25 protein-coding genes are annotated in these 26,025 nt (G+C 69.0%); 13 read left to right on the top strand and 12 right to left on the bottom strand.

What is annotated here, in order from left to right; translation table 11 throughout:
* Window positions 1-297 precede the first annotated feature (297 nt).
* Window positions 298-1,899, bottom strand: coding sequence for a tyrosine-type recombinase/integrase (locus HCN51_RS39195; RefSeq protein ID WP_168017107.1), 1,602 nt, complete (start codon window positions 1,897-1,899; stop codon window positions 298-300).
* A 561-nt stretch (window positions 1,900-2,460) separates the two neighbouring features.
* On the opposite strand from HCN51_RS39195, the gene HCN51_RS39200 reads away from it, so the two are divergent.
* A complete protein-coding gene (locus HCN51_RS39200; protein WP_168017109.1) occupies window positions 2,461-2,799 on the top strand; it encodes a hypothetical protein in 339 nt (112 codons plus the stop codon).
* A 63-nt stretch (window positions 2,800-2,862) separates the two neighbouring features.
* Here the strand turns inward: HCN51_RS39200 and HCN51_RS39205 are convergent, their stop codons facing one another.
* Window positions 2,863-3,735 (bottom strand): phosphotransferase, encoded by an 873-nt coding sequence (locus tag HCN51_RS39205; protein WP_168017112.1) that lies wholly within the window; start codon window positions 3,733-3,735, stop codon window positions 2,863-2,865.
* Window positions 3,736-3,748: 13 nt separating this feature from the next.
* Entirely contained in the window at window positions 3,749-5,128 is a 1,380-nt protein-coding gene (locus HCN51_RS39210) for an NsdA family TPR-like regulatory protein (RefSeq protein ID WP_168017114.1), read from the bottom strand.
* 614 nt (window positions 5,129-5,742) lie between these two features.
* Between HCN51_RS39210 and HCN51_RS39215 the strand changes: the two genes are divergently transcribed.
* On the top strand, window positions 5,743-5,994 hold the full coding sequence (locus HCN51_RS39215; RefSeq protein ID WP_168017116.1) for a hypothetical protein: 252 nt from the start codon (window positions 5,743-5,745) through the stop codon (window positions 5,992-5,994).
* Between the two features lie 87 nt (window positions 5,995-6,081).
* Here HCN51_RS39215 and HCN51_RS60255 read toward each other — a convergent pair whose 3' ends face one another.
* From HCN51_RS60255 to HCN51_RS39230, 3 genes are read right to left on the bottom strand one after another with little or no spacing between them, the layout of a single operon-like run.
* Window positions 6,082-6,390 (bottom strand): helix-turn-helix domain-containing protein, encoded by a 309-nt coding sequence (locus HCN51_RS60255; protein ID WP_168017118.1) that lies wholly within the window; start codon window positions 6,388-6,390, stop codon window positions 6,082-6,084.
* A complete protein-coding gene (locus HCN51_RS39225; RefSeq protein ID WP_168017120.1) occupies window positions 6,387-7,310 on the bottom strand; it encodes a TRM11 family SAM-dependent methyltransferase in 924 nt (307 codons plus the stop codon). The genes HCN51_RS60255 and HCN51_RS39225 overlap by 4 nt, the downstream gene beginning before the upstream one ends.
* Window positions 7,307-8,149, bottom strand: a complete 843-nt coding sequence (locus HCN51_RS39230; RefSeq protein WP_168017122.1) for a hypothetical protein — start codon at window positions 8,147-8,149, stop codon at window positions 7,307-7,309. The genes HCN51_RS39225 and HCN51_RS39230 overlap by 4 nt, the downstream gene beginning before the upstream one ends.
* Before the next feature lie 700 nt (window positions 8,150-8,849).
* Between HCN51_RS39230 and HCN51_RS39235 the strand changes: the two genes are divergently transcribed.
* From HCN51_RS39235 to HCN51_RS39285, 11 genes are all read left to right on the top strand, one after another.
* Window positions 8,850-9,188, top strand: coding sequence for an anti-sigma factor antagonist (locus HCN51_RS39235; protein WP_168017124.1), 339 nt, complete (start codon window positions 8,850-8,852; stop codon window positions 9,186-9,188).
* The gene (locus HCN51_RS39240; protein WP_168017126.1) at window positions 9,185-9,553 is read left to right on the top strand and encodes an STAS domain-containing protein; all 369 of its coding nucleotides are present in this window, start codon (window positions 9,185-9,187) and stop codon (window positions 9,551-9,553) included. The genes HCN51_RS39235 and HCN51_RS39240 overlap by 4 nt, the downstream gene beginning before the upstream one ends.
* Window positions 9,554-9,882: 329 nt before the next feature.
* The gene (locus tag HCN51_RS39245; RefSeq protein ID WP_168017128.1) at window positions 9,883-10,719 is read left to right on the top strand and encodes a hypothetical protein; all 837 of its coding nucleotides are present in this window, start codon (window positions 9,883-9,885) and stop codon (window positions 10,717-10,719) included.
* A 291-nt stretch (window positions 10,720-11,010) separates the two neighbouring features.
* Window positions 11,011-11,409 (top strand): pilin, encoded by a 399-nt coding sequence (locus HCN51_RS39250; protein WP_346433955.1) that lies wholly within the window; start codon window positions 11,011-11,013, stop codon window positions 11,407-11,409.
* A gap of 2 nt (window positions 11,410-11,411) precedes the next feature.
* Window positions 11,412-13,169 carry a TrbL/VirB6 family protein gene (locus HCN51_RS39255; protein ID WP_487353033.1) on the top strand — a complete coding sequence of 586 codons (1,758 nt, stop codon included), beginning with the start codon at window positions 11,412-11,414 and terminating at the stop codon, window positions 13,167-13,169.
* A complete protein-coding gene (locus HCN51_RS39260) occupies window positions 13,166-14,119 on the top strand; it encodes a PrgI family protein (protein WP_168017132.1) in 954 nt (317 codons plus the stop codon). The genes HCN51_RS39255 and HCN51_RS39260 overlap by 4 nt, the downstream gene beginning before the upstream one ends.
* Before the next feature lie 113 nt (window positions 14,120-14,232).
* Window positions 14,233-15,954, top strand: a complete 1,722-nt coding sequence (locus HCN51_RS39265) for a TraG/VirB4 family ATPase (protein WP_168017134.1) — start codon at window positions 14,233-14,235, stop codon at window positions 15,952-15,954.
* A complete protein-coding gene (locus HCN51_RS39270) occupies window positions 15,951-18,503 on the top strand; it encodes a type IV secretory system conjugative DNA transfer family protein (RefSeq protein WP_168017136.1) in 2,553 nt (850 codons plus the stop codon). Before HCN51_RS39265 ends, HCN51_RS39270 begins: the two co-directional genes overlap by 4 nt.
* A gap of 49 nt (window positions 18,504-18,552) precedes the next feature.
* The gene (locus HCN51_RS39275; protein WP_168017138.1) at window positions 18,553-19,494 is read left to right on the top strand and encodes a replication-relaxation family protein; all 942 of its coding nucleotides are present in this window, start codon (window positions 18,553-18,555) and stop codon (window positions 19,492-19,494) included.
* A complete protein-coding gene (locus tag HCN51_RS60260) occupies window positions 19,491-20,459 on the top strand; it encodes an NlpC/P60 family protein (RefSeq protein ID WP_168017140.1) in 969 nt (322 codons plus the stop codon). Before HCN51_RS39275 ends, HCN51_RS60260 begins: the two co-directional genes overlap by 4 nt.
* 154 nt (window positions 20,460-20,613) lie before the next feature.
* Window positions 20,614-21,546 (top strand): restriction system modified-DNA reader domain-containing protein, encoded by a 933-nt coding sequence (locus HCN51_RS39285; RefSeq protein WP_168017142.1) that lies wholly within the window; start codon window positions 20,614-20,616, stop codon window positions 21,544-21,546.
* A 118-nt stretch (window positions 21,547-21,664) separates the two neighbouring features.
* Here HCN51_RS39285 and HCN51_RS39290 read toward each other — a convergent pair whose 3' ends face one another.
* The 6 genes from HCN51_RS39290 to HCN51_RS39315 all read right to left on the bottom strand — a co-directional run bounded on the left by HCN51_RS39290 (window position 21,665) and on the right by HCN51_RS39315 (window position 25,765).
* Entirely contained in the window at window positions 21,665-22,084 is a 420-nt protein-coding gene (locus HCN51_RS39290) for a hypothetical protein (protein WP_168017144.1), read from the bottom strand.
* Window positions 22,081-22,578: a hypothetical protein gene (locus HCN51_RS39295; RefSeq protein WP_168017146.1), complete on the bottom strand. Its 498-nt coding sequence runs from the start codon at window positions 22,576-22,578 to the stop codon at window positions 22,081-22,083. The genes HCN51_RS39290 and HCN51_RS39295 overlap by 4 nt, the downstream gene beginning before the upstream one ends.
* 54 nt (window positions 22,579-22,632) lie before the next feature.
* Window positions 22,633-23,316 carry a hypothetical protein gene (locus HCN51_RS39300; RefSeq protein ID WP_168017148.1) on the bottom strand — a complete coding sequence of 228 codons (684 nt, stop codon included), beginning with the start codon at window positions 23,314-23,316 and terminating at the stop codon, window positions 22,633-22,635.
* On the bottom strand, window positions 23,313-23,771 hold the full coding sequence (locus HCN51_RS39305) for a hypothetical protein (protein WP_168017150.1): 459 nt from the start codon (window positions 23,769-23,771) through the stop codon (window positions 23,313-23,315). The genes HCN51_RS39300 and HCN51_RS39305 overlap by 4 nt, the downstream gene beginning before the upstream one ends.
* A gap of 174 nt (window positions 23,772-23,945) precedes the next feature.
* A complete protein-coding gene (locus tag HCN51_RS39310; RefSeq protein ID WP_168017152.1) occupies window positions 23,946-24,950 on the bottom strand; it encodes a DUF932 domain-containing protein in 1,005 nt (334 codons plus the stop codon).
* Between the two features lie 152 nt (window positions 24,951-25,102).
* Window positions 25,103-25,765 (bottom strand): hypothetical protein, encoded by a 663-nt coding sequence (locus tag HCN51_RS39315; protein ID WP_168017154.1) that lies wholly within the window; start codon window positions 25,763-25,765, stop codon window positions 25,103-25,105.
* Between the last annotated feature and the right edge of the window lie 260 nt (window positions 25,766-26,025).

Consider the following 26,025-nt stretch of genomic DNA (forward strand, 5'->3'; position numbering starts at 1 on the left):
CTAGCTCATCGTCACCGCCGACGACCCGGTCGGGCCGGGAAGCGAACCGGCGCAGGTACCCCGAGCTATCGACATCGACCCGGCGTCCGCTACCAGACTTGAAAGGCGATGTTCTTCGCCGAAGGTGGAATCAGCATCATGCAGGCCCGACTCGCCCCGCCTTCGGCCGGCTCCTCGCGAGGTTTTCGGGCCTGGCGGGACAGCGGCCTGGGGCGCGGTTGAATCATCTCCCGAGACTCATCCTGGAGGGGCCTGCTTGGACAAACCCCTCCAGGATGAGTATTTCGGCCCCGCGGCTCAGCGAATGGTGGTGCCTGCGTTTCGCCCAGGAAGGGTGATCAGCCGGGCGTGGCGAAGGTTGTCAGCCGTGGTGTCGATGAGCGCGGCAGTTGATTCGGCCGCGGCCTTGGCGACCTGCGGGTAGACGCTGGTGTAGGTATCGCGGGTGAAGGTGGACGAGACGTGGCCGAGGGTCTCTTGCACAACTTTCAGGTCGACTCCGGCGGCGAGCATCAACGAGGCCGCGCCATGGCGCAGGTCGTGCAGCCGTACTGGCGGCAGGCCGGCCTCATACGCCAGCCGGTAGAACTGATCGCTCACGTGCTGGGGATGTAGCGGCCGACCTAGCTCGTCGGTGAACACGAACGCGCTGTCGACCCGCGCCTCCCCCGCTGCCAGTCGCTCGGCGGCTTGGCTGCGTCTGTGTCTGCGGAGGACGGTGACGGTGTCAGTGTCAAGGGCGATCACCCGATCGCTGGCCTCGGTCTTCGGCTTGCCCTCGATGGTCTGCCAGCCCAGCTGAGTGATCTGCCAGTGCACTCCTGCGGTGCCCGCGTCAAGATCGACGTCCTTCCAGCGTAGACCGGCGCCCTCGCCTCGGCGCAGGCCTCGCAGGGCGATCAACCGGTACAGCGCGAACAGCCGGTGCGAGGCCGCGTGAGCGAGGAAGACCGAGGTATGAGCCGGAGTCCAGACCATCACCGAAGACGGCCGGGGCGTGGCCACATAAAGATTGACCTCGGCAGCGCGACCGAGATCGCCACCCCGGCGCCGCTGCGCCAGGCTCAGCCGATGCTGTAGATCCACGGTGAACTGCGCGACTCTCTCGTCGGTCCACACCAGCGCCTTTGGCCTGTCGGCGTCAGGAAGCTCGACTACCGCGGCAGGATTGAAGTCGATCAACCGATCCTGCTTGATCGCGATGTTCAACGCATGCCGCAGCGTGGCACGGATACGGTGCATCGTCGCCGGAGCCACCGGTCGCCGATACCGCACCTTCGCCCGCTGCTCGGGATCACCGCTGGAGTGCGCAGCGATGATGACGTCGTTGAACTCCTCGATCGCGTCGAACATGCCTGCGATGTCGGACACCCGCAGCCTATCCAGCCGGATGTGGCCGAGGTAGGGAGTGAAGTACAGCCGGATATGCGCCTCATAGGAACGGCGTGTGGTGGCATCGATCTTGCGCTTACGGCGCAGGAACTCGGTCATCCATTCGGCGACGGTAACGGCGGGGTTGAGGTCTTGGTGGGTGCGGACCTTGCGCCGTACTTCCTCCAACGCGGGCAATGTCTTGGTGTCCTTCAAGACGGCCAGCATCAGTTCGCAGATCTTCCGCCGCACGTGTGGGTCCTCGTCCAGCGCCAGCAAGTCGCGGGCGTGGTCCAGTTCGATCTCCGCCTCCTCCAAAGTGGCGAAGCCGCTTCGCCGAAGCGGATTCCGCCGCTGGCCGTCGGCTTGCGGAGGCAGCTCCAGCTGGTAAGCCCAGCGGCCGTGACTGCTGCTCCATCGATCGCCGTTGCCACCTGGACGGCGGAGTTTGAGGCAGGACTTGCCGAGCTTCTTGCCCGTCGTCGCATCCCGGCAGGAACACGATTTGTAGATGGTGCCATTCGCCATCGCTGCTGGTCCTTTCGTTGGTCGCTCGCTCGCGTGACTTCTCGTGTGCGTCACGCCGACTGACATGACCTCGGCGGTCTGGCGCACCAGATGGTCGCCGGCCCGCCGAATGTCAGGCCCCTGCGGCGGAGCCGCCACCGTGCCCGGGCAGGGCGGTATGACGGCCGCACCGTGGGACCTCCATCGGCGGGGCGGTGGTATCGACGCCCACCTTCGCCCCCCACGTCAAGCGATATCCGCTGGTCAATCCCGGCGGCACATATCCGTGGCCTTCGTCGCTCTCGTCCTTTCAATCTTTGAAATACCGACCTCAGGCCGCGGATTCGGACCGCGCAGTCGGTCAACATCAGGCCAAATCGCGAACTCTGCCGGCAAGTGGCGTCGTTCTCAATGTCGCTCGCTGTGGAAAGCGCGCCTTCACCGTGCGGTAAGGGCCAAGAGTTGATCAAGGCATGTCAGCACGGCACCGGCCTACGAGGGCGGAACGAGCTACGGGTTCACAGTGGCAACGTTGTTGCACCTCTCCTTGGACGGACGACTGTGTTCCCTCGCCTCGCCCTCGTGGCCGCTGTGCTCGCCATCTCTCTACCTGCTTCTCCAGCAGCAGCCTTCCCATCTGAGGGCTGGCACAACGACGCTGGTTGGGGCTCAGTGACGGTCTCGGCTGATCGCAAGCGCATCACGGTCTGCGATCTGGCCAACGACGGCCGCGCTGTCCGGGTCGAGTACGCCACGACCTATCTGCAGCAGTGGACCGTGGTCGACGGCAACGGCGCCAAATGGGGCTGCGGATCCGACTCGGCCTTTTTCAGCCGCATCACGGTCTTCAAATTGTGCGAAGGCAGCAAGTACGGCACCTGCCGTCCCTCGATCTGGATCTCACGAAGCAGCCTCACCTGACGCCGGTCAGCCACCGCTGACCGGGTGATCGGCGCAAGAGCGACGTTTCGGCACCCTCGGTTGTCAGACAGCCCGCCAAGTGGCCGGATTGCCATTGATCAGGCTGGTCAAGCGGCGAAGGAGCTCTGCGCGTACGTTCGGCTGGTCGCTGGCGCGAAGGTAGGCGGCCAGGGAGCGTAGCTCGCGGGCCGTGCGCAGGGTGGCGGCGGCGGGGTGATGTTCGAGGTCCGGGTCGACACCGTAGCGGCGGCAGAAACTGACCCAGTCGCTCCGGGGTCGGCCGAACCGGTGGTGTTCCATGATCGAGGGGATGAGGTCGGACAACAGGGGCCCGTAGGCTATGGAGTCCCAGTCTCCGAACACCCAGCGGTCATGGTCACGGAACAGGTTGCCGGTGTGGGCGTCGCCGTGCAGTAACCCCTGTCCGAGTGGACGGTCCAGATCGCGGTAGGCCCGTTCAATTTCGGTGCAGCGGCGCAGCAGCCAGCAACGATGCTGGTCAGAGAGCACAGCAGCGTGCCGGGTGAGGTCGGAGCGCAGGGTGCCGAGCGGCTGGAGGGCCGGTGCCGGGCTGGGCGGCCGGACGACGTGCAGGGTCCTCAGGAGCGCAGCCAGGTTTTGCGCTTCTGGCGCGGGTGTGGCGGGGCCGCTGACGTAGTGCCAGGCGGTGGCGATCCAGCCGTTGACCGTCACGGGTTGTTCGATGGGCAGGGGTTTGATGGTGGCGAAGCCCTGGGCGGCCAGCCAGCGGGTCGTCAGGATGGCGGCGCGGAGGCGGTTCTGGGCGTGGTGGTTGCCGGGGGCGTGCCGCAGCCGGAGCACGACCTTGGTGTTCGGCAGGTGGAAAACGGCGTTGGCGCGTAGATGCAGCAGCAGCGCGTCGTCGGCGTTCAGGCCGAGGAGCGCGGCCGCGGCGTCGAGGGGCGGAGTGGCCATCGCAGGTGCCTGTTCAGCTGGGTGAGTGGGTGTGCCGGTAGTCCTCGAAGTCGCGCACGTGCCGGTTGGATCGGTACGGCTTCAGGCAGTGGGTGAAGTCGTCCATCAAGGTGCGGGCGCGGGTGGAGGCGAGGGTGCCGGTGGCGGGGACGGCTTGGCAGGCGTAGTCCAGGGCGCGGTCCAGCTCGCCCAGTTCGAGGTAGGAGCGGGCGGCGTGGATCTGGTTGAACTGGGTCGAGCGCGGAAAGTCGGTCCCGAAGCCTTGCAGGGCCTGTTCGGTGTGGATGACGGCGCGCTGGTGCTCACCGAGGAGTTGCCAGCAGTATCCGACCTCTGCGGCCATTTCAGCTGCGTCGAAGCTGTCGTTCCAGGAGGGGCCGCGGCCGGTGGTGTCACGCGCGAAGGCGGTCTCCGCCTTCGTCAGCAGCCGGCCCACCTCGCCGATCGTGTAGGCATCGGGTCGGTCTCCGTCGATGTCGGCGAGAACGGCGAGGGCGCGAGCTTGGCGGACGAGGAGTTCGGCCGTCATCTGAGAGGGAGCCTCGGCCTTGTCCGCGGCTTCGACGGCCGCGCCGGCCAGGCGGATGGCCCAGCGGCGCTGGCTAAGGTCACAGGCCTGCTGGGCGAGGGTGGCCAGGACCCAGGCGCCTGTCAGGCCGTCCTCGGCTTGCTTGGCCAGCTTCAACGCCTGACCGAAGTGCTGCTGGGCCTGGCCGTGCCGGGACAAATCGAACGCCATCCATCCCGCCAGCCGGGTCATCTGTGAGGCGGCCGTGAACAGTTCCGTCCGGACGTCGTCGTCTGCTCTGCCGCGCAGGAGCGGAGCCACCTTCGAGGCCAGAAAGTCGATGACCGCCGGACGGACCAGTCCGGCTCCGAATTGGTGATCCATACGAGTGAAGGCCTCATGTGCCTCTTGAATGGCTCGTACATCGCTCATCCCGACGCGTACGTTGCTTACGTTGCCGGGGGCGGCAACGGGTGGGTCGAAGCTCCAAGACAGCAGCCATTCGCCCAGCACCGTCGGGGTGAAGGGCAGCGCGGCCAGAAGTTGTCGTCGTGACGTGTCGATCTCCCACCTCCACAACCGGGCCGCCGACTCGGCGCAGCAACCCACCGCGAGCCCATTCACGTCCACATCGGGCGCCGGTTCCGCGACAGGGTGGGGGACGGCAAGCCAGCGTTCCACTTCTTCCACCGGTACGTGCCACGCGCGAGCGATGCGAACCCGGTAGGCGGGCCGCATCTTCTGCTCGCCGCGTTCCCAGCGAGCCCAGGTTGTCACCGCGACGCCGATCAGCTCGGCGGCCTCTTCCTGGGTGAGGCCCTTGCGTTCGCGCGCCCGGACGAGGTCGGGACGGCCGTTGCCGGTTTGCCGTTCGGGCTGGTTCACCGCGTGTCACGCTCCCTCACCGTCCAGGGGACCACACAGTGTGCGCCGCCGAAACCCGTCACTCCAGTCGATCACCGAAACGACCAGCAAACGACCAGCCCGCCGTCGCGATACGCGCTGCGAATCGGTAAACGTACAGGCCACGCCGTGTACGGCAGGCATTGACGCCGGGTTGCATGGACGTCGTCACAGCGCGTGACCTCACGGGCCGCCACGCCCCGCGCTGTGACCAACGGGGAACCTCGCCCGGCCGCTCCTGCCGAAACATGCAGCCGGGCGAGCTCCCCGCCTAAGGGGAGGTGTCGAGCTGGCGGCATGAGCGCTCGATCGGGACACGGTAAGGAAGGAGTGCTGGATGCCGCCTGGGGCTGGCCAGCTTGAGAGGAGGCGGTGGCATGGCCTTCCCCGCCACCACCTCCTTGAGCGTCACGGACGGATACGACTCAACGGGAGCCTGCCGCACCCCTGCGACGAGCATGTCCGTGGCGATCGTTCGAGCCGGCCGGCCCTTCATCGACGACCAGTCAATGACAGGAGCCTGCGCCTGCCACACCGTCTTCTGACAGCTGGGCCTGGCCACGCCTCTGACCTACCTACATTGCGGGCGTAGCACCATGATCGAGTGGAGGCCCTACCACCGCTACACCGGCAACGCGGCTCGGATCAGGGGCATCTGCTGCTGTGACGCCTACCAGTTCCTCTGCGAAGGCGGCCAGTACGTGATCCTGCGCCGGAGCTCTCTCGGCGATCTTGAGGAGACCGCCCGAGGCTGCCACCCGCGGGCTCGGGCGGTCTGGCTGCAACTGCTCCTGATGCATGCGGAGAAGTGCCAGCGCGGCAACCCGAAAATGGATATCTGGCTGTAAGACGAGCGCCTCAGGAAGGGAGTGGGCCCGCGAAGAATTGCAGCGAGCCCACCCTTCATCAACCGGAGCCGGTGGCCGGCATCAGCCTCACCCTGCCCGAGCCGTCCGGGCTTCTTCCTGCCCTTCCTCGCAGGCGTCGTGGGAATCGTCATAGCCCAGTAGTATCCGCAGTCCGTGCCGCGGGACTGCGTACCGGCCACCGATCCTGAGCACCAAACAGGGGAACGTACCGGCTCTTGCCAGCCGGTACGCCGTCGTCCGTCCCATTCCCAGGAGCCGAGCGGCCTCCATCAGGCTGAGCACGAGCTGCCCGTTCGCCCTGCCGACCACCTGCCGATGCGCTGGCCTCGTCGAGTCCGCGGTGTCACGCACGGTCGCGAGTGTCTGATCGTTCATCGACGTTCTCCCATGGACTGGCCGCGTTCTCCAGCTACTTGTGCCGGCTGGTTGCTCATGTCGCCGGTGTCGGTGACCATCAACGGCTTGACGAGAATCAGCAGATCTTCGTGGGCGGTGGCGTGGATGGGCAGCCCGCGTGTCCAGCCCTTGCGGGCCTCGTGCATCTGGAAGAACGACGCACGGTTGAGCAGCTTGCCGTGGCCGAGCCCGCAGAGCAGGCACACGATCCGGTCGGCGAGCACCAGTCCGGCTCGCGCGGCGACCTTCTGCACGTGGCCGGGTAGGTCGATGAGTTCGCCCTGCTGCCGGTACGGGCGTACCGTCACCGCGACCACGCCGCCGGGCCGCAGCAGTTCGGTGCAGCCGGCGAGGATCTGGGCGAACCCGTCCAGCAGCACCGGTAGCCGCTGGTGGGCAAGGTTGCCACGGTCGCGGGAGTAGCGCTGGTTGTGCTTGCGGATGCCGGGCTGGCCGCTGTCGCGAGTGGAGCGGACGTGGCCATGGGTGGCCGACCCGTACGGCGGGGAGGTGAGCACCAGGGCTGCCTGTCCCGCCAGGCCGTGCAGCAGGCCGGTGATGCCGCGCGCGTCCCCGGCGAACACGGTGCCGGTGCCGGTGGCGCCCTGGCGGCGGGCGTGGGCGAGGTTGGCGACGGCGAGCTCGGCCCAGCCCTGCTCGTACTCCACCCCGGCAGCGTCGCGGCCCAGGTGCACGGCCTCGACCAGGGTGGTGCCGATCCCGCACATCGGGTCGATGACGAGGTCGCCCGGCCGGGTGTAGGTGTCGATCACCTGGGCGGCGATCGCGGGCAGCATCTTGCCTGGATGCTTCATAGATTCCGGCAGGTACCGGCCCTGCCGCTGGGAGCGGGACGGCTGCTGGCCCGTCGCCCAGACCGAGGTCGTCGTCGTAGTCATGCCTGCTCTCCCTCCAGCCAGGCCTGCTCGCCCAGCAGCGGATGATCCTCTGAATCGTCGGTGTTCCTGGAGCCGGACGTGGGCGGGGAGCTGTCGGGGCGCTGTTTGGTGAAGATGAATACGTCGCTGTGCACGCGGGCGCTGACGGGCAGGCCGGCGACGGGTGTACCGGTCTTCGACATCCCCCAGGTGATCGGCGGCTCGATGGACGCGCCACGGAGCGGGATGCGCAGGGCGACGATGTGCTGCAGGTACAACAGCCCCGCCCGTTGTGCCGTGGCGATCAGGGTTGGGGCCGGGTCGAGGAGTTCGTGCCCGTGCCGGTGTAGGCCGGTGACGACGACCAGGTGGCCTCCGGGCTTCAACAGCGCCGCCGATTCGGCCAGGTCAACTGTCGTCCGGTTGGTCGGGTTTGCCGATTCGGGCGCTCGTGCGTCTCGCTGGTACGGGCAGGTGTGAGTGCGTACGACCAAGGCGGCAGTCCCGATGAGATCTTGAATGTCGGTGGGCCAGGTGTCGGGTCGGGTGAGACGGAGGTCGGCCACCTCCAGGTCGTGGTCGGGATGGAGCCTGGCCAGCGTCTTGCCGATGACGGTGAGCAGGCCGGGGTCGGTGATGGTGGCGGTGGCCTGGCAGCCCATGACCAAAGCGGTGGAGATCACGTGGTGATCGGCGGCGTCCAGGTCGATCACGAGGTCGCCGAGCCGGGTGCATGCGGTGACCAGGTGACGGGCCAGCGGTCCACTCACCGGGACGCAGCAGCCGGTGCGGCAGGCGGGAACGGTTTCGGTGTCGGCGGCAGCCGGCCAGACGCTCAGCGGCAGATGGCGTGCGTCCACCTCGCGGACGGTCTGGGCGGGAGCGAGCGGGCGGGCGGTGTGGGAGCGGTCGGCAGGTGCAGGTGGTGTCACGATGATGTGGCCCGATCACCCGGGCGGGCTGGTTCCTGTCACTCAGCTAAATACCGGTGTCCAGGACCGATTTGGGACACGACGACAAGCAAAGAATCCGTCACCTGTCTCGGCCGTCTTACGGCTCGAAGAGGACTCCACCTCATCGGACCCCATCCCAGTCCCGACGCTGGCGGGTATTTCGGAGCTCGGAGTTCCGTACACGATCCGGACTACGTCCGGACAGAAACCGGACAACGACCTCAACACCGCATGTCGGCCCGGGTTCGCATTTGATGAGATCCCGTACGCGCATCTCAGTGTCGCGGGGCAAGCACGCGGCCACGGTGGGCGAGAAAGGCCGAATCGGATCAATGTTCCACGAGCACCGTCAACGGCCCTGCACTTTCGCCGGACATCCCAGACATACGGAATCGATACACCCGGCATCTGAAAACCGCAGGACGATCTGGCTATCCTGCACCGGCGTCCCCCTCTACTCTCGACCGTGACGGCACTGACGCCGTCGGACCAGCGGGGCCTACCTTCGAGACGGTGATGATCGCCATCGCTCAGCTCCTCACGCCCAGCACCTGGCGAGGCCGGCGTGACGTCCTTGCGCCTTGACTGCCGCCCTTTCCCCCTCGGCGTGGTGATCACGGTCGGCGGCGAACTCGACGCGACCAACGCCGACGATCTGGAGACCTATGTCGGCCGGATGCGGCAGCCGCGCCGGCCCGTGGTACTCAATCTTGGCGACCTCACCTTCATGGACAGCACCGGCCTGCACGTCCTGCTCCGCGTCCACGCCGAGGTACGCAAGCAGGGCAGCACCCTGCACCTGACCGCCGTACAAGACCTGCCTGCCCGCCTGCTGCAGATCACCGAGGTATGGGATGCCCTCAACATCCATCCCACGGCCGAAGTCGCCATCGCAACGTTGCTCGATCCCCCTGCACCGACGCCGCGTATGTGGAGGCTGCCATGAGACTGACTCACCGATATCTGCCGGGCGTGAGCGTGATCACGATCGACGGCGAGGTGGACATCACCACCTCCCGTGAGCTGGAGAACTACATCGACCTGGTACGCCGCAGCCTCGACGACCACCTGATCATCGACGCCAGCAGGTTGTCCTTCCTGGACAGCTCCGGGCTGGCCGTGCTGCTCGCCGCCGCGGTCCTCGCCCAGGCTCGCGGCGGCGCCGTGCACCTGGCCGGGTTGCAGCCTCGCGTTGCTCGGATCCTGGAGATCACTGGCGCCATGCCGGCCATTCGTGCCTATGACCACGTGGAGCAGGCGCTGGCCGCCGTCGAGCGTACCGGCGGGGTTCCCTTCACCGAGCCCGTCTGAGCGTCCCGCCGCCTTCGCGCCGTCCGCTGCAAGGCGGTGCGGCAGCGTTGGAACATTTTTGACCTCGTGATTTCGGCCTGGCGCTGTTCTGCCAGGTCAGGCCGTTTTCGGTCGAGGTTCGGACACTGGCCGGCCTCCGCCGCTCTGCGCCATCGAGACATTCCCCAGAGCCGCGTTACCGCAGGTCAGCCACGCTTTCGGCGTACTCTCTCAGTCTTTGGGTGATCTTTGTCCGGGCCGAAGTGTGCCCGGAAGATGTCCGGTTCCTGTACGGGGCCTCTGGCGGCATGAGCAGCATCCGATCCGCTCACCTGTCTTCGGGGGCTGCCATGTACGACACCCGCTCAACCGACGCCGCCACTCCGGCCGCCGCGACTGCTCGCGAGACCTGTCTCGGCATGACGGACAGCTCGCACGACGCCTCGACAGCGTCCGCGCAGGGGCGTCCGCTCGATCTGGCCGAGCGTGCCTTCCGGCTGCTCATGCAGGGACCGCAGCCGCTGGCCGTGGACGGAACCGCCCTCGGGCCCGGTCTGCCCGCCCGGCCGATCCCGCTCGATGAGCTCGGCACCCTCCTCCTGCATCCGTCCTGTTCCCGGGCGACCCGCGACGAGGTTTGGCGGCACCTCATCGAACAGGCCCGCACCCACCGGGGAGCGTGGATGGTGGCCGCCGTCGCGCTCGCGGCTCCCATGCTGCGCCGCCTGCTCAAGACCCTCAACCAGACCCTCCCGGTCGAGCGCGAGGAGCTGGAGGCCGAGATGCTGGCCTGCTTCATGGAGGCGCTGGGCCGGGTGGAGCTGTCCTGGTCGCATCTGGTGCTGCGGCTTTCGCGGCTGACCCAGTTCGCCGTCCTGCGCGCCCGCGCTATCGACCGAGCCGACCTGCTGCCAGAGCCGGAGATGAGCGACGGCCGGCAGGCGCTGCGCTACCCGTCCGGGCACGCCGACGAGCTGCTAGAGCGGGCGGTCGAGCTGGGCGTCATCACCGCGCAGGCGGCCGAACTGATTTCCATGACCCGCCTGGACAGCATCTCGCTCAGCACCTACTGCCGGGCCCGCGGCCTGCTGTACTGCACTGAGCTCAAACGCCGCCAACGCGCCGAAGCGCGCCTTCGCCAGGCCCTGCTCAGCGGTGAGCCCTCGCTGTCCGGCAACGCAAAGTGAACCTCCGCCCCGGCTTTCCGTCATCCGTTGAGACCGACCGTCATGAACGGGCAAATTCCGCTGACCCCGGTGTCTGATTTCGGCCCCTGACCCCGGTCTTTTAGCAGGTGAAAGGCAGCGCGGACGGCACCGGTCCCGGACAGGTCGCACCCGGCCACCGGTTCCTGTCACCACCGGAACGCCACCCGCACCCATCGCTCGAAGGAGGACGCCCACCCGGCCTCGCCCGGGCCCGGGCCTCCGCGCTGCCTTCCACCTCGAATTTCCTGTCCATCTGCCCAGGAGGCAGCCGTGATCCCACGTTCCCGCTTCACGACCCGCAAGAGCCTGCTCATCACCGCCGTCATCGTCGCCGCCGTGACGCTCGGCACCCTGCTGGAACTCGCCCTGGCCCACTTCGCCCAGGCCACCACCGCAAGCCTGCCCACCAAGGTGCTCGCCGACGGCGGCAAGGGGCCAGACTCGCTCAACGCGGTTATCGACAATCTGCGCAACGTCATCGTCGGCCTGCTGGTCGCCCTGGCCACCCTGTTCCTCACCGTGGGCGGGGTGCGCTACATCCTGGCCGGCGGCGACCCGGGCGAGGTCGAGGCGGCCAAGAAGACCCTGCGCTACGCCGCGCTCGGCTACGGCATCGCGGTCCTGGCGCCGCTGCTGGTCAGCGTCCTCAAGGGCATCGTCGGGGCTTGACCGTGACCCGCCACCCGCCGCCGCGCCCACCCACGGCGAACATGCTCCGGCCCGTCCCGCGCCGCTTGGCGCAGCTCCTCACCATCGTCGCGATCACGCTCACCGTCACCGCCATCCAAGCCGCCGCCGAACCGGACCCGCCATCAGCACCCTCGCCCACGGCGAACTCCCAGCCCACGCCGCCCGCCATACCCACTCCTACCTCGACGCCGTCCACTCCGACGGGGCCGATGCTCACGCCACCGCCGCACCCGCACCCGAGCTCCGGACCCACCTCTCCGGCCGCGGGGCAGCCGCCCGCCGCCGAGCCGGCGCCGCAGCCGGGCGGCGGGGCGGAGGAGTGCGGCTGGCTGGACTTCGGCTGCAAGATCAACCGTGCGTTGAACGGCTGGTTCGGCTCGATCGTGACCGAGGCGATCCAGCCCGCTTTCCAGACCATGGGCACGCTGCTGCTGTCCGCGCCGCCGCCGGACATGGTCGAGCGGGTGCAGGAGCTGTCCGCGCACGTACGGGTGGTGGCCAACGCGCTGCTGGCGCTGTTCGTGCTGGCCGGCGGCGTGATCATGATGGCGTACGGGAGCGTGCAGACCTCCACCACCGCAGCCGAGGTCGCACCCCGCGTGGTCGTCGCGGCCATCGCGCTCAACTTCTCGCTCACCGTCTGCCAGTACGCCATCGAGCTGGCCAACGGCCTGGTCGCCGCGCTGCTCGGGGACGGCGTGGATGCACGGCGGGCCGGTGACCTGATCGCCAACAAGCTCGCCAACCCGGTCGGGCAGCTGGCGGCCCCGCAGATGTTCTTCATCTGGATGGTCGCGATCGCGGTGGTGATGGGCCTCATCCTGGCCTTCATCGCGGTCGTGCGGATCGCGCTGCTGCTGTTCCTGATGATCGCGGCGCCGCTCGCGCTGCTGTGTCACGCGCTGCCGCAGACCGAGCACATCGCCAGGCTGTGGTGGCGCGCCTTCACCGGCGTCCTGGTCATGCAAGTCCTGCAGGCGCTGGTGCTGATTCTGGCGTTCAAGGTGTACTTCACCGACGCCGCCGACGCCTTCACCACCGGCCCCGACCAACCGGTCCTGGCGGCCGTGAAACCGATCGTCACGCGCGCCATCGACACCCTGGTGCTGATCGGCCTGCTGTTCCTGCTGATCAAGATTCCCGGCTGGGTGGCCCGCTCCGTCTGGCAGCCCGCCCAACCCCAGCTGCTGACCCGCCTGGTCAAAAGCTTGATCGTCTACAAAACCATGGGCCTGGCCAGAACTGCCCTGGTCAGGAACGGCAGAGCCGCCCGCGCGGCGAGAAGCGCTTCGAGCAGGCGGCATCGGCCTCCCGGCAGGCCAGGCGCGGGCCGCCCCGCCCGACCGCGCGGCGGACCGCCGGGAGCGCGACCGACAGGCCGACCTACCAGCACGGGAGGAACAGCATCGGTGAACACGCCCAACCCGTCCGGCCAGCGCGGCCATCAACAGCTCCAGCTCCCGCTCAATCTTCCGCCCACACCGGCTACAGGCGCTCGTCGGGCAGGATCCGCAGGCGGGCAGGGACGCCAACTCGCCTTGCCGTTCCCGGTCACCCGCGTGCCACGCCAGCCCACACCCCCTCCCCCGGCCGCGCGCACAGGCCCATGGATCCGACCGAAACCGCCCTGGAGTCAGCCGATGCTGCCCGGCATGCCCACCCGCCCGGCCCGGCCCCGGCAACTGCTGCTCCGCCTTGATCCGCCGCCGAACCGTACGCGCAGAGGTGACGGACGATGAACGAGCCGGAGCCGCTTGTCGCGCGCATCCCTGCCGACATCAACACCCCGGACAAGATCGCCTACGGGCTGACTTTCCGCCAGATCCTCATCGTCACCTTGACCGGCGGCATCGCCGCCGCGATCTACTACCTGTTCCATCGCCTCCTGCCCGTCATCATCCTCGCCTCCATTGTGCTGCCGCTGCTGGCGCTCGGCCTCACCATCGCCCTCGGGCGACGCGACGGACTCAGCCTGGACCGCTTCGCCTTGGCCGCTCTGCTCCACGCGTGCGCCCGCAAGCACCTGGTGTCCGCATCTGAAGGGGTCGCCGAGCCACCCCGGTGGTGCCGGGTGCGCGGCCAGCTGCCCTCCCCGCTGCGCCTGCCGGTCCGGGCAGTCCGCACCGACGGCGCCCTCGAACTCTCCGACGGCGGCGTCGCCGCTCTCGTCGAGACCAGCACGTTGTCCTTCCACCTGCGCACCACCAGCGAGCAGGCGGCCCTGGTCGGGGCGTTCGGCCGGTGGCTGAACTCGCTCGAAGCGCCCGTGCAGATCCTCGCCCGCGCCCGCCGCGCCGACCTGTCCGACTTGGCCGGGACCGTCGAGCAGCAAGCGGAGGTGCTGCCACACGCCGCGCTGGCCAACGCCGCCCGCGAGCACGCCGGATATCTGGCCGAGCTGAACAGCTCGCGCGAGCTGCTGTCCCGGCAAGTGCTCATCGTGCTCCGCGACCACCCCGCCACCAGTAGCGGACGACGCTCCGTGCGCCGGGACGCCTGCGCCGCCGTCGTGTTGCGGCGGGCCGCCGAAGCCGAGCGCAGCCTGGCCGCGCTGGGTGTCGCCGCCCGCGTTCTGGACGCCGACGCAGCCAGCCACGCGCTGGCCGAGTGTCTCGACCCCGGAGGCCGGCACCCGCTCGGCCGAGCCCTCCCAGACGAACTGATCACCGCTACCAGGAGCACGCCGTGAAGCTAGGCCGACGCACCCGCGAGCACCAGCCCAGTCCTCTCCTACATCCGGGGTCGGCGCACGTCGGTGCCCGAACACTGACCTTGCCCGATGCCGTGTGCGCATCGTTCGCGGTGACCGGCTACCCACGCGAGGTCGGCGCGGGATGGCTCGAGCCACTGCTCACCTATCCCGGCCACCTCGACGTCTCCCTGCACATCGAGCCGATCCCGCAGCAGGTCGCCGCGATGCGGCTGCGCCGCCAGCTCGCCCGCCTGGAGTCGGCCAGCCGCTCCGACGCCGCCCACGGCCGCCTGGCCGACTTCGCCGCCGAAGCCGCCGCCGACGACGCCACCGACCTGGCCGACAGCCTCGCCCGAGGCCACGGCCGGCTGTTCAAGGTCGGCCTCTACCTGACCATCACCGCCGCTACGGAGCCCGAGCTGGCCGCCGAGGTGGAGCGGGTCCGGGCGCTGGCCTCATCGCTGCTGCTGGATGCGCAACCGGCGACGTTTCGTGCCCTGCAAGGTTGGACCACCAGCCTGCCGCTCGGCGTCGACTCCCTGCGCGCGACGCGGACGTTCGACACCACCGCGCTGGCGGCGGCCTTCCCGTTCACCTCTCCCGACCTCCCGGCGACCGCCGGTGAGAGCGGAGTTCTGTACGGGCTGAGCGCCACCAGCTCCGGCGTCGTGGTGTGGGACCGCTACGCGCAGGACAACCACAACTCCGTCGTCCTGGCCCGTTCCGGTGCGGGCAAGAGCTTCTTCACCAAGCTCGAAGCCCTGCGCCTGCTGTATCAGGGCGTTGAGGTCGCGGTGGTCGATCCCGAAGACGAATACGCCCGGCTGGCCGACGCCGTCGGCGGCACCCGCTTGCATCTCGGCGCCGCCGGGGTGCGGTGGAACCCCTTCGACCTGCCCGCCAGCCACGGCTCGCAGGACGACGTGCTGTCCCGGCGGGCCATGTTCCTGCAGACCCTGATCGCCACCATGCTCGGCGGCGCCAAGCTCACCGCTCAGGCGCGGGCGGCCCTGGACTCGGCGATCATCGCCACCTACCAGGCCGCCGGGATCACCCGCGATCCCGCCACCTGGACGCGGCCCGCGCCGCTCCTCGCCGATCTGGTCACCACGCTTACCAGAAAGGAGTCGGAAGGGCAGGCGGGGATCGAACTGGCCGCGCAGCTCGCCCCGTACGTGACCGGCTCCTACCGGGAGCTGTTCGACGGCCCCACCACCACCCACCCGGCCGGGCATCTGACCGTCTTCTGTCTGCGGGACCTGCCCGAGGAAATGAAAGCCGTCGGCACCCTGCTCGCGCTCGATGCCATCTGGCGGCGCGTGGCCAACCCCCGCGACCGCAAGAAGCGCCTGGTGGTCGTGGATGAGGCCTGGCTGCTGATGAAGGAACCCGAGGGCGCCCGCTTCCTGTTCCGGATGGCCAAGGCCGCGCGCAAGCACTGGGCCGGGCTCGCCGTCGTCACCCAGGACGCCGCCGACCTGCTCGGCTCCGAGCTCGGCCAGGCGATCGTGGCCAACGCCGCGAGCCAGATCCTGCTCCGCCAAGCACCCCAGGCCATCGGCGTGGTCGGCGACGCCTTCGACCTGACCGATGGCGAACGCCAGTTCCTGCTCACCGCCGAACGCGGCGAAGCACTCCTGGTCGCCGGCCCCGCCAGCCGCATCGCCTTCAACATCGTCGCCTCGCCAGCAGAGACGGCCCTGGTCACCACGGACCCAGCCCAACTCGCCGAGCTCGAGCAACACGATCCGCCACCCCACCCACCGGCGGCTCCACCTGGCGCCATCCAGATCAGCGAAGTCCACCAGGACGAGGAGAGCGACCCGCTATGACCGTGCACCCGTCACCTGACCACAGCGGGCCCTGCCTGCTCTGCGACATCGACGACCACGATGTCCAGACCACCCTCGACTTCCTGGCCGAGCTGCCCGCCCGCCTGCCCGAACTCGCCCTCACCTACGGCCCCCGCCTCGCCCTGGCCCTCATCGCCGTCTGGACGGTGACGGCCGCCGTACGCTACCTGCTCGGCTGGCTCCACCACGCGGGCATGACCCCCGAAGCCCGCCTGATCGAAATCTCCAGCCCACCCCGCAGCGACCCGGAGGGCGCACTGGTGCTGTGGCGGCAGCTCGTCGGCCTGCTCCGCCCCGCATGGAGGCGCACCTTCGCCGGCCAGCCGCACCTGGTGTGGGAGTACCACGGCAGCGACGCTGGCATCCGGATCCGCCTATGGGTCCCCGGCACCATCCCACCCGGCATCGTGGAGAAGGCCGTCCACGCCGCCTGGCCCGGCGCCACCACCACGACCAGCCCCGCCACCTCGCCCCTACCGGCAGAGACCGAGGTCGCGGGTGGGCGGCTGATGCTGGCCGCGCCCGAGCACCTTCCGCTCAAGACCGACCACGACCACGATCCCGTCCGCTCGCTGCTGGAGGCCATGGGCGGACTCCGCGAGGGCGAGCACACCATCGTCCAGATCCTGGCCCGCCCCACCACCGGCCGTCGCCTGCGCCACGCCTACCGAGCAGCCGCCCATCTGCGCGGAGGAGGAAGCCGCCGCCTGTTCGGCCGCGTCTGCGACGAGGTCCTCTCCCTGCCCAATGCCCGCGACCACCACCGGCCCAGCGACCTGGCCCGCGACTTCCCCGAACGCGCCGAACAAGTCCGCGCCATCCTCGCCAAGGCAGGCCAGCCCCGCTACACCGTAGCCATCCGCTACGCCGTCGCCACCAGCCGCCAACCCCTCTCCACGACGCCAGTCCGCCGCGAGCCTGCCGAGCTGGCCCGTGGCTGGCTACGCGGCCACGCGCACACCCTGGCCAGCGTCTTCGCCCTCTACACCGCAAGCCACCAGTACCTGCGCCGAGCCCGCCTCTGGCGCGCCCGCCGCGTGATCAGCTCGCGCCGCCTCGACTCCGGCTACCTGCTGTCGGTGGCCGAGCTGGCCGCGCTCGCCCACCTGCCCTGGGACATCGACGCCCCCGGCATCACCCGCGCCGGAGCCCGCCCCATCGCCCCGTCCCCGGCCATACCGCGCACCACGCAGGGCGGAACCGCCCGCATCCTGGGCGACGCCGACAGCGGCCCCCCACGCCCCATAGCGCTACCCGTGGCCGACGCCCGCCACCACACCCACGTCCTCGGCGGCACCGGCGTCGGCAAATCCACCCTGCTCGCCAACCTCGTGCTCGCCGACGCAGCCGCAGGCCGAGGCGCGCTGGTCATCGACCCGAAGGGCGACCTGATCACCGACATCCTCAACCGGCTCCCGCAACGCGCCGTAGGCAAGACGGTGGTGTTCGACCCGCAAGACCCCGCCCCGCCGCCGTCGATCAACATCCTCGCCGGGCACGACCCCGCCTTCGCCGTCGACTCCGTCGTGACCATCTTCCACCGCTGCTTCTCCACCGCCTGGGGACCACGCGTCGACGACCTGCTCCGCTCCACCTGCCTCACCCTGACCAGCGTCCTGGGCCCTAAAGCGACCCTCGCCGACGTGCCCCGGCTCCTCACCGACCAAGCTTTCCGCACCCAGATCGTCCCGCGACTGGAGGACAGCCTGCTGGCCGGCTTCTGGGACTCCTACGAAGCCCTCACGCCCGCCGGACAAGCAACCGTGATCGGCCCGGTGATGAACAAACTCCGCGCCGTCCTGCTCCGCCCCTTCGTCCGGCAAGCCCTGGCCAGCCCGGACACCACCGTGCCCATCGGCCGCCTCCTCGACCAAGGCGGCCTGATCTTGGCCCGGCTCCCGAAAGGCATCCTCGGCGACGACGCCGCCCGGCTGTTCGGCTCCATCCTGCTCGCCCACACCTGGCAGGCCACCACTCGCCGTTCCCACCTCGCCGAAGTCGACCGGCCGGACGCCTCACTCGTGATCGATGAGTGTCACAACTTCCTGAATTTGCCTGGCCACATCAACGACGTCCTGGCCGAGGCACGCGGCTACCGTCTCTCCCTGGTCCTCGCTCACCAGCACCTCGACCAGCTCCCGAACGACCTACGCGAGGCCCTGTCCGCCGACGCCCGCAACAAGATCTACTTCAACGCCTCACCCAAGGACGCCAACGACCTCAAACACCACACCGCTCCACTGATCACCCCGCACGACCTCACGCACCTGGGCGCCTACCAAGCCGCCGCCCGCCTCGTCATCGGCGGCCAGCAAACCATCGCCTTCACCCTGCGCACCCGCCCCCTCCCTGCCCCGGTCGAGGGCCGCGCGGAGGAGATCCGGCAGGCCTCCCGCGAGCAGTTCACCCAACCTGGCGACGCGGCCCAGCGCCCCGCCCGCACGCCACGCCGCCAGCCAGATCACCTATCTGACCTGCGCAAAGACCTGCGTAACGGACCTCCCGGTCACCACGAAGAATCCGCCTGACCACCGCCACGCACACACCCAGCACCATCACCTGCAAGGAGTTCCCGTCATGCCCGCCGCTCGTATCCCGCTCGGCCTGCCACGCTTCGACGCCGCCGCCATGGCCAACGTCGCCGCCCGGCTCACTCCGCGCGACTACCAGATCCTGGAGCACCTTCTCCATCACCGCGTGCTGACCACGCACCAGCTCCAACGGATGTTCTTCACCAAACCGCAGCCCACGCGCCGTCGCCTGGGCATCCTGCACAAGCTGCACACCATCACCCGCTACCGGCCCTGGACCCCCTACGGCGGCTCTGCCCCGCACCATTGGGTGCTCGGCCGCACCGGAGCTGAACTGCTCGCCCTGCGCGGCCACACCACCGTCAAGGAGCTCGGCTACCACCCCGACCTGGCCATGTCGATCTCTGTCTCGGACAAGAGCGGCCACCAGATCGGCGTCAACGACTTCTTCGTCGCCCTGCTCCACCTGGCCCGTCACACGTCGGAAGCTCACCTGAGGGCGTGGCTGTCGGAGAAGCAGTGCGCCAAGATCTGGGGCGGCCTCGCCCGTCCAGACGCCTTCGGCTGCTGGTACGAGCACGGCCACCAGATCGACTTCTTCCTCGAACACGACACCGGCAGCATGACCCTGGCCAAGGTCGCCGACAAACTCGCCGCCTACACCGATCTCGCCGACGCTACGCAGATCACCACCCCGGTGCTGTTCTGGCTGCCCAGCCGAGCCCGCGAGACCAATCTCCGCGCGGTCATCAAGGCCACCGAGATGCCCATCGCCACCGCCGTCCAGACAGACCTCGACGATGGCCCCGCCGGGCCCTGTTGGCTCCCCCTCCCCAGCAGAGCAGGCCAGTCTCGGATGAGGCTCGGCGAACTGAGCAACGCCTGGCCGCATCTCGCCCTCGGCCGAAGCCCAGAACAACCCACCACCACCAGCGACCGCGACTCCTACGACGACAGCCGGTTTCCTCCTAAAGCTCAAAGCAGGTGAAGGTCGCCGCGGCCGGCGCCGCTCTCCTGCTGCTCCTTGTCTCGATGTTCATCGCAGCCGCTACCAGTATTTTGACCGCCTCCGGAACACCCGGCAGCGTCGCCTGCGCGATTCCATCCGGCACAGCGAGCGGCACGGAGGGCGCCCCGGTCGCGGCCCCGGCCTCCACCGGCATCACTTCCAGCGCCGTGGCCATGGACAGCGAGCAGCAGACCCACGCCGCCCTCATCGTCCAGGTCGCGATGGAGCGGGGCCTGCCCGCACGGGCAGCAGTGATCTCGATCGCTACCGCCCTGCAAGAATCGCAGCTTCGCAATCTGCGCTACGGGCACCTCGACTCGCTGGGGCTGTTTCAGCAGCGCCCCTCGCAAGGCTGGGGAACCCCCGAGCAGATCCTCGATCCCCGCCACGCCACCGGCACCTTCTACGACCACCTGATCACGGTGCGGCGTTGGGAGCAGCTTCCGCTCACCCGAGCCGCCCAGGCCGTCCAACGCTCCGCCCGCCCCGACGCCTATGCCCGGTGGGAGCCGCTCGCCCAACGCCTGGTTGATGCCCTCGCCGGGAGCTGCGTCCCGCTCATTCCCGGCGAGCAGGCCACAGCCGTGCTCGCGTACGCCCATGCCCAGCTCGGCAAGCCGTACCTATGGGGCGCCGAAGGACCGAACAGCTTCGACTGCTCCGGCCTGACCATGCGCGCCTACCAAGCAGCCGGCATCACCATCCCCCGCGTCGCCGCCGACCAATGGAGACACGGACCACCCATCCCTTCCGGACAAGAGCAGCCCGGCGACCTCGCCTTTTTCAACATGCAAGCCGACGGCCCCGGACACGTCGGCCTTGTCCTTGGAGGCGGTCAGATGATCCACGCTCCCAACCGCCGCAGCGTCGTCAGAATCGACACCTATCACCGCGCGGATCTGGTCGGATTTACCCGCCCCACCAGCCAGCCCGACCCACGTTGACCATCGCGGCCACGACCGCAGCGACGTCTACGTTTGGGGACTATCGCCGGAGTGAGCTGCGCGTTCTTCCTGAGACTCATAGTTACGGTACGGAATGAGGCCGATACTGTCCGGGAAGCTCTTCAGTGACCTCTAGATCCAGGAGACCCCCGCCATGGACGTAGCGCACGCCGCATGTGCACCCTTCACGATGTGGATGCCCCAGGGCATGGGCGCTCCGATCGAGGTCAGGTCGGACTATTCCGTGATCCACATGGCAGTGGTCGAGCGGGCGCACGCCACCCACCTGTCTAGCTCCTGGGACGTCACGGGCGCCTATGTACTCCTCGACCGGCCCGACGCGTTGGGCCGGTGGGGGGCGTACGTGGGGATGGCAGCACCAGGGACGCTGAGCAGGCGGCTCCGCGATCACCTTCAGGCTCGCGACCACTGGTATCGAGCGGTCTTGATCCGTCGCAACACCGATGAGCCGTTCCACACCAGCCAAGCCGGGTGGCTAGAGGGACACCTCTACGACCTGCTCGCCGGCAAGCCTCATATTCGCCTCCACAATGGCAAACGGCCTCAGGACCTGACCCTCTCCCCCAAAGACCAGGCGGGGATGCAGACCTGCGTCCCTCCGATCATCACCCTGCTCCATGCTCTCAGCCATCACGTCGACCCCGGCCTCACGCTCCTTCCGCACACGCCGCACATCGCGCAGCTCCAGCCGGACCAGGAGGCGCTGCCTCAGCGCATGCCCCCGCAACCCCCGCCGGAGCAAACCGGCGAGCAGCGTCAACGCTCTGAGCGCTACCGCAGCAAGATCACTGTCCTCGACCTGATTCAGGCGGGCCTTCTCGCCCCCGGCACCAGACTGGTCGCCGCCTCCCGCAAGCACCCCGGCTCCGCCGTCGTCGCCGCCGATGGCTCGATCCTCTACAACGGCCAGAAGAAGAAGTATCCCTCTCTCTCCACACCCGCTCACGAGCTCACCGGCAGACCCCAGAATGGCTGGAACTTCTGGAAGGTCGAAACTCCCAGCGGATGGGTCAAGATCGGCCGCCTCCGCCACCAGCTCGAACAGCGCCGCACCTCTGACTTCTAACGAGGGGAGAGCTTGTCTGGCGATAGTCCGGCGCACCGGTGGTGCAGGAGGTGTGCCCCGGCCAGCACACTACGGATGTGCTGGCCGGGGCATGCCTCCTACGCCACCGGGGCGGGACCTACCGGATGTAGCCCTCCCCCTTGTCCCCGCCGAACATCCGGCAGGCGAGTTCCTCCTCGGCTGTGAGCACCACAGCGGACAGTTCCGGCACGCTGCTGTTCAGTGCCTTGTGGAGGCGGTGCCAGCCGTCGATGATCAGCATGCCGCCGTTCGGGACCGGGGCCATGATCAGGGGCTCGGACAGGTCCACCTGGGCGGCGTGCTCGGCGTTGATGACGATCAGCCTGAGCATTCCCGCCCATTCCCTGGTCTCGATCCGACCAGCCGGGGTTCGGCCCTTGGTCAGCTTTTTGGCAGCCGTTACATTCCACCGCCAGGCCAGCATCTGGAAGAACTCCACGGAGGAGCTGTCCACCCGGCCTGATCCAGGGCCGTTCGAGGCTGGCGCATCATCAGCCGTCACGCTGTGGCGGTTCATGCCATTGCCTCCCGCCCGGTCGAGTCGCCGGGAAGCTGCTGCGTGGAGCCGGCTTGCGTGAACTTCTCGGCTTCGGTGAGGAAGAGGCGGGCGGCGTCTTGCCGGATGAGCTCCAGGCTGCGGTTGAGGTGTTCCAGGGCGAGCGCGTGCGAGCTGCCCATGCCGAGGGCTCCGGCGCCCGTGGCGGGCAGGGGCGGGGTGGGGTCGTTGGCGTAGGGCCGGATCCAGGAGACGAACCTGGCCACGCTCTGAGCCGGTTGTGAGCCTCCGCCATCGGTGTACGAGACGTGCCGGGCCACCAGCAGCCACCATATGCACAGGGTCTGCGCGCGCAGGGTGTCATAGAGCTGCTCGGCGGTCAGTCGCTCGCCCCGGCCGAGACGCCGGAAGATGTCCTCGCTGTGCTGCTGGCGCAGGTTGCGGGCCTGCTCGATGGTCGCCTCCAGGGAAACGGGTGGCGCGCCGGTGGCACGATGCTGCTCGAAGTGGTTCATGAGATCGACTTCCTTCCTCTGGGAGATGCCGCCAGCTCACGAGTGGCTGCGGGGTCATGGCCCCGCCACCGCCGAAGGCGGGGTCTGGTGACCGGAAGCGGCAGGCGTAGCAGGGGCGGGATCGTTTGCCTGGTGGATGAGGTGCTGGGTGAGGAGGTGGCCGCTGTGGTGGAGGAAGTCGCGGGCGGCGATGCGTGCGGCGTGAGCGAGAGCGTGATCGAACAACGTGCCCGGGCGGGCAACAGGAGGCTCCTCGGTGAGCGAGTGGCGGGCCCGTGAGCGCACCCGCCGTAGCGCGTGATCGGAGGTCAGCTTCTTGCTGGCAATCTCCTCGTCTACCAGATCCCACCAGGTGCGTGAGGCTTGGGCGTGGGCGGCGGCGAACAGGTGCTCACCGCTGAGCCGTTGACCGTTCTGCAAGGCGACGATCGCCTCGGCTGCTGCGGCGTAGAAGGTGTGACGGGTGGCCGAGATCTTCTCGGTGGTCAGTTGATCGCAGGAGACTCGGATCTGCGCCTCCTGTGCCGGGCTGATGTCGGGTGCCAGGGTGACGTCACCCGGCTCTCTGGTCGGATCGAGGGGCTTGGTCTGGCCGAGGTCATCCATTCGCATGTCCTTTCGTCGGTGATGGTGATCGGCGAGGAGGCTGGAGTGCCTGGGCGGGCCGTCCATTCGGGGGTCGTGGCCCTGCTGGTTGTCGCGGCGCGTCGGCGTGCGGACAGTGACGTACTGCGTCATGGACGGTGGTCATCGGCCGAGCCCGAGTCGGTCGCGCTGGTTGGCATGGCGGTGTGGTGTGGCCGGGTGTCGTGATCGGTGGGGAGGGCGAGTGCCTCGGCGAGCTTGTCGGTCGCGTCGAGGAAGGCCCGTGCGCCGCCTCGGCGGGACTCGGCCATGGCCAGGACGAACAAGCCGCCGTTGGTCGCGGGGCGCGCGTTGATCAGGAACTGCTGGGCGCGTTGCCGTACGGTCAGGAGCGCGGTGCCGCCGTCCACGGGTTCCTCGCTGTCGTGGGTCAGGTCGGTGACCTGATGCCACCACGACAGCCGCTGGTAGGCGTAGGCGATGCGGCCGAGGTCCTTGTCGTGCAGGGTGCCTTCCTCGTCCAGGGAGGCGATGCGGGTGAGCGCCTCGTTGAGTTCCCAGCGGGCGGCGTTGGCGTTGTGGATGGCCAGGTCTTCGAGTCGTCCCATGACGCTCTCCTTCGGGAATCGGTTCATGACGGATGTGGGGCGAGGGGTGTCTCGGCCGGGTGGCAACGGGCCGTCGGCCGGGTTTCCGGGGCGGGCTCCGGCACGGTGCCGGGTGGCGGTGTGGGGTCCGGTACGGCCCGCGCTCGTGCCGTACCGGACACCCGGGGCGGTGTGTCAGGCGGTGGACAGCAGCCAGAACGCGCGGGTCTTGATCTTGGCGTGGTCGTGGTCGTCGAGCAGCGCCCGCTCGGCCCGCACGGCCGCCACGTCACGGCTGCCGAACACCGGGCTGCGGTGGTCCAGCCGCTCGGTCACCGCGTTGTAGGCGGCCCAGCGGGTGTTGCGGATCGGTTCTTGCGTGGCCGCGTGGGCGAACAGGTGCTCCAGCTGGCGCAAGGTCAGCTCGCGGTTCTTGCGCGCCAGGTCCTTCGCGCCCGCCGGGATCGGGTACAGCACGTTGGTGAACTGGCGGAACTCGGCGAAGTCCATCGGGGTGGCGAGGAGCTTTTCGGCTTCGGCGGCGAACGCCTGGCCGTGCTTCCAGGTCAGCTTCAGCGCATCGCGCGCCTCGGCGATGCGCCCGGCCATCCGGCCGGTGTGCCGGACGGTGAACTTCGAGGCGTGATTGGCCAGCGCGGCCCGTTCGGTGTTCGCACACACGACCCGGACCGGGGTCGCCACGGTGACGAACGACCCCCACCCGTCGTGCCGGGAGAAGGCCGCCAGGTACAGGTCGATCTGATCGAACCCGCCGACCATGAGCGGCTCGGGCAGCCGCATGGTGACGAAGATGCGCCGCCCGTTGTTCAGCGACCCGCCGGTGTCGAACACCGCCCCGGACTCATCCACCAGGGTCTGCAGGAACGCGGTGACCTCCTCGTTCTGCAGCACCTCATACTCCCGGCCGACCCGGCCGAGCCGCTCGGGCGATCCGGTGACCGGGTTGGTGCGCACTACCAGGAAGTCCTCGTCCGTGCTGACCGGCTGGCCGGTGAGCGGGTCGGTCACCTGGCCGACCGGCACCTTGCGCACGTTCCACCCGGCGAGCTGGGCGTTCGACAGGAGCTCCTCGGCGGTCATCGGGCCGGGCGCGGTGTAGCCGAGCCCGTGCCAGCCGGGCTTCCCGGCGGCGGCGAACCCGGCCGAACCGTTGGCGAAGATCTCGATTTCGTGAGCCATGACAGGGCCTTTCTGATGTGTGGGCATGCGAAACAGACGCGATGACGGACGGGGTGGTGATGCGGGTGCGGTCCGGCCCCTCAGTGCGCGGGGCCGGGCGGGCGGGCTGGGCGGGCGGGCCGGTGGGGAAGCGGCCCGCCCGCGCATCCCGTTCAGGCGTCGCTGGCCGTGTCGGCGCAGGACGCGTTGGGGGTGAGGGCGAACCGGCGGGGCCGCTCACAGGTCAGCGTCGCCTGGCCGAGGTTGACGAGCCGGTCCAATGCGTTGGCCACCGCGCCGGACGAGGCGTCCAGCACCTTGCCGATCTCGTACGGGGTGAAGTCCTTGCCCGGGTACTCGGTCAGGTGCGCGTGTACCCGGTCCCGTAGCGCGCTCGGCCGCACCCCGCCGCCCGCGCCGCCACCGGTGCCCGGGCGGGCGGCGCCCCCGCCCCGGGCCGGGCCGGGGTCGGTGCCGGTCAGCACCGCCCGCGCGTTACGGTGCGCCGAGGCGACCTTCGCCATCGCCATCTCCAGGCACCCCAGCGCCATCACGGCGTTGCCCTCGTCCTTCGCCGAGATGACCCCGTTCAACAGGTGGGCGAGCTCCGCCAGCTCGGCCCGTGCCTGGTCCCAGGCCGGATCGTCCGCGACCGGCTCCATCAGCGCTTCGCCCTCATCTGCATGCTGGTCCGGTGCGAACTCGTCGTCTGCCCGGTCCGGCTGACCATGCGTCCCCTCGATCGGGCCCTCTTCGTCGGTCGGGTCCTCCGAGTTGAGGGCGGCCGAGTCGATGGTGGCCTGGAGCGCCTCCTCATCAGGATCTGATGCGGCCACAGCATCACCTTCACCGGTGTCAGCGCCCCAGGCATCAGCGTCCGGCGCAGTGGGCGTGGCATCCGGCGTTCCGATGTCCGGGGTGACCGAGGCGAACGTGTCGGCGGCGATGGGGTACCACCGGTCAGCTGAGCGACCTCGCGTCTGACCGTCGTTCGTGCCTGACTCGCGGCGGGCCCGTCCGTCAGCCTCGAGCTGGTTGAGGATCTTGCCCGCGACCATCCGACTCAGCCCGGCCGCCGCCCCGATCATCGTGGCCG

Origin of the sequence: Nonomuraea composti, assembly GCF_012034275.1 — a bacterium.
Lineage (GTDB): Bacteria > Actinomycetota > Actinomycetes > Streptosporangiales > Streptosporangiaceae > Nonomuraea > Nonomuraea composti.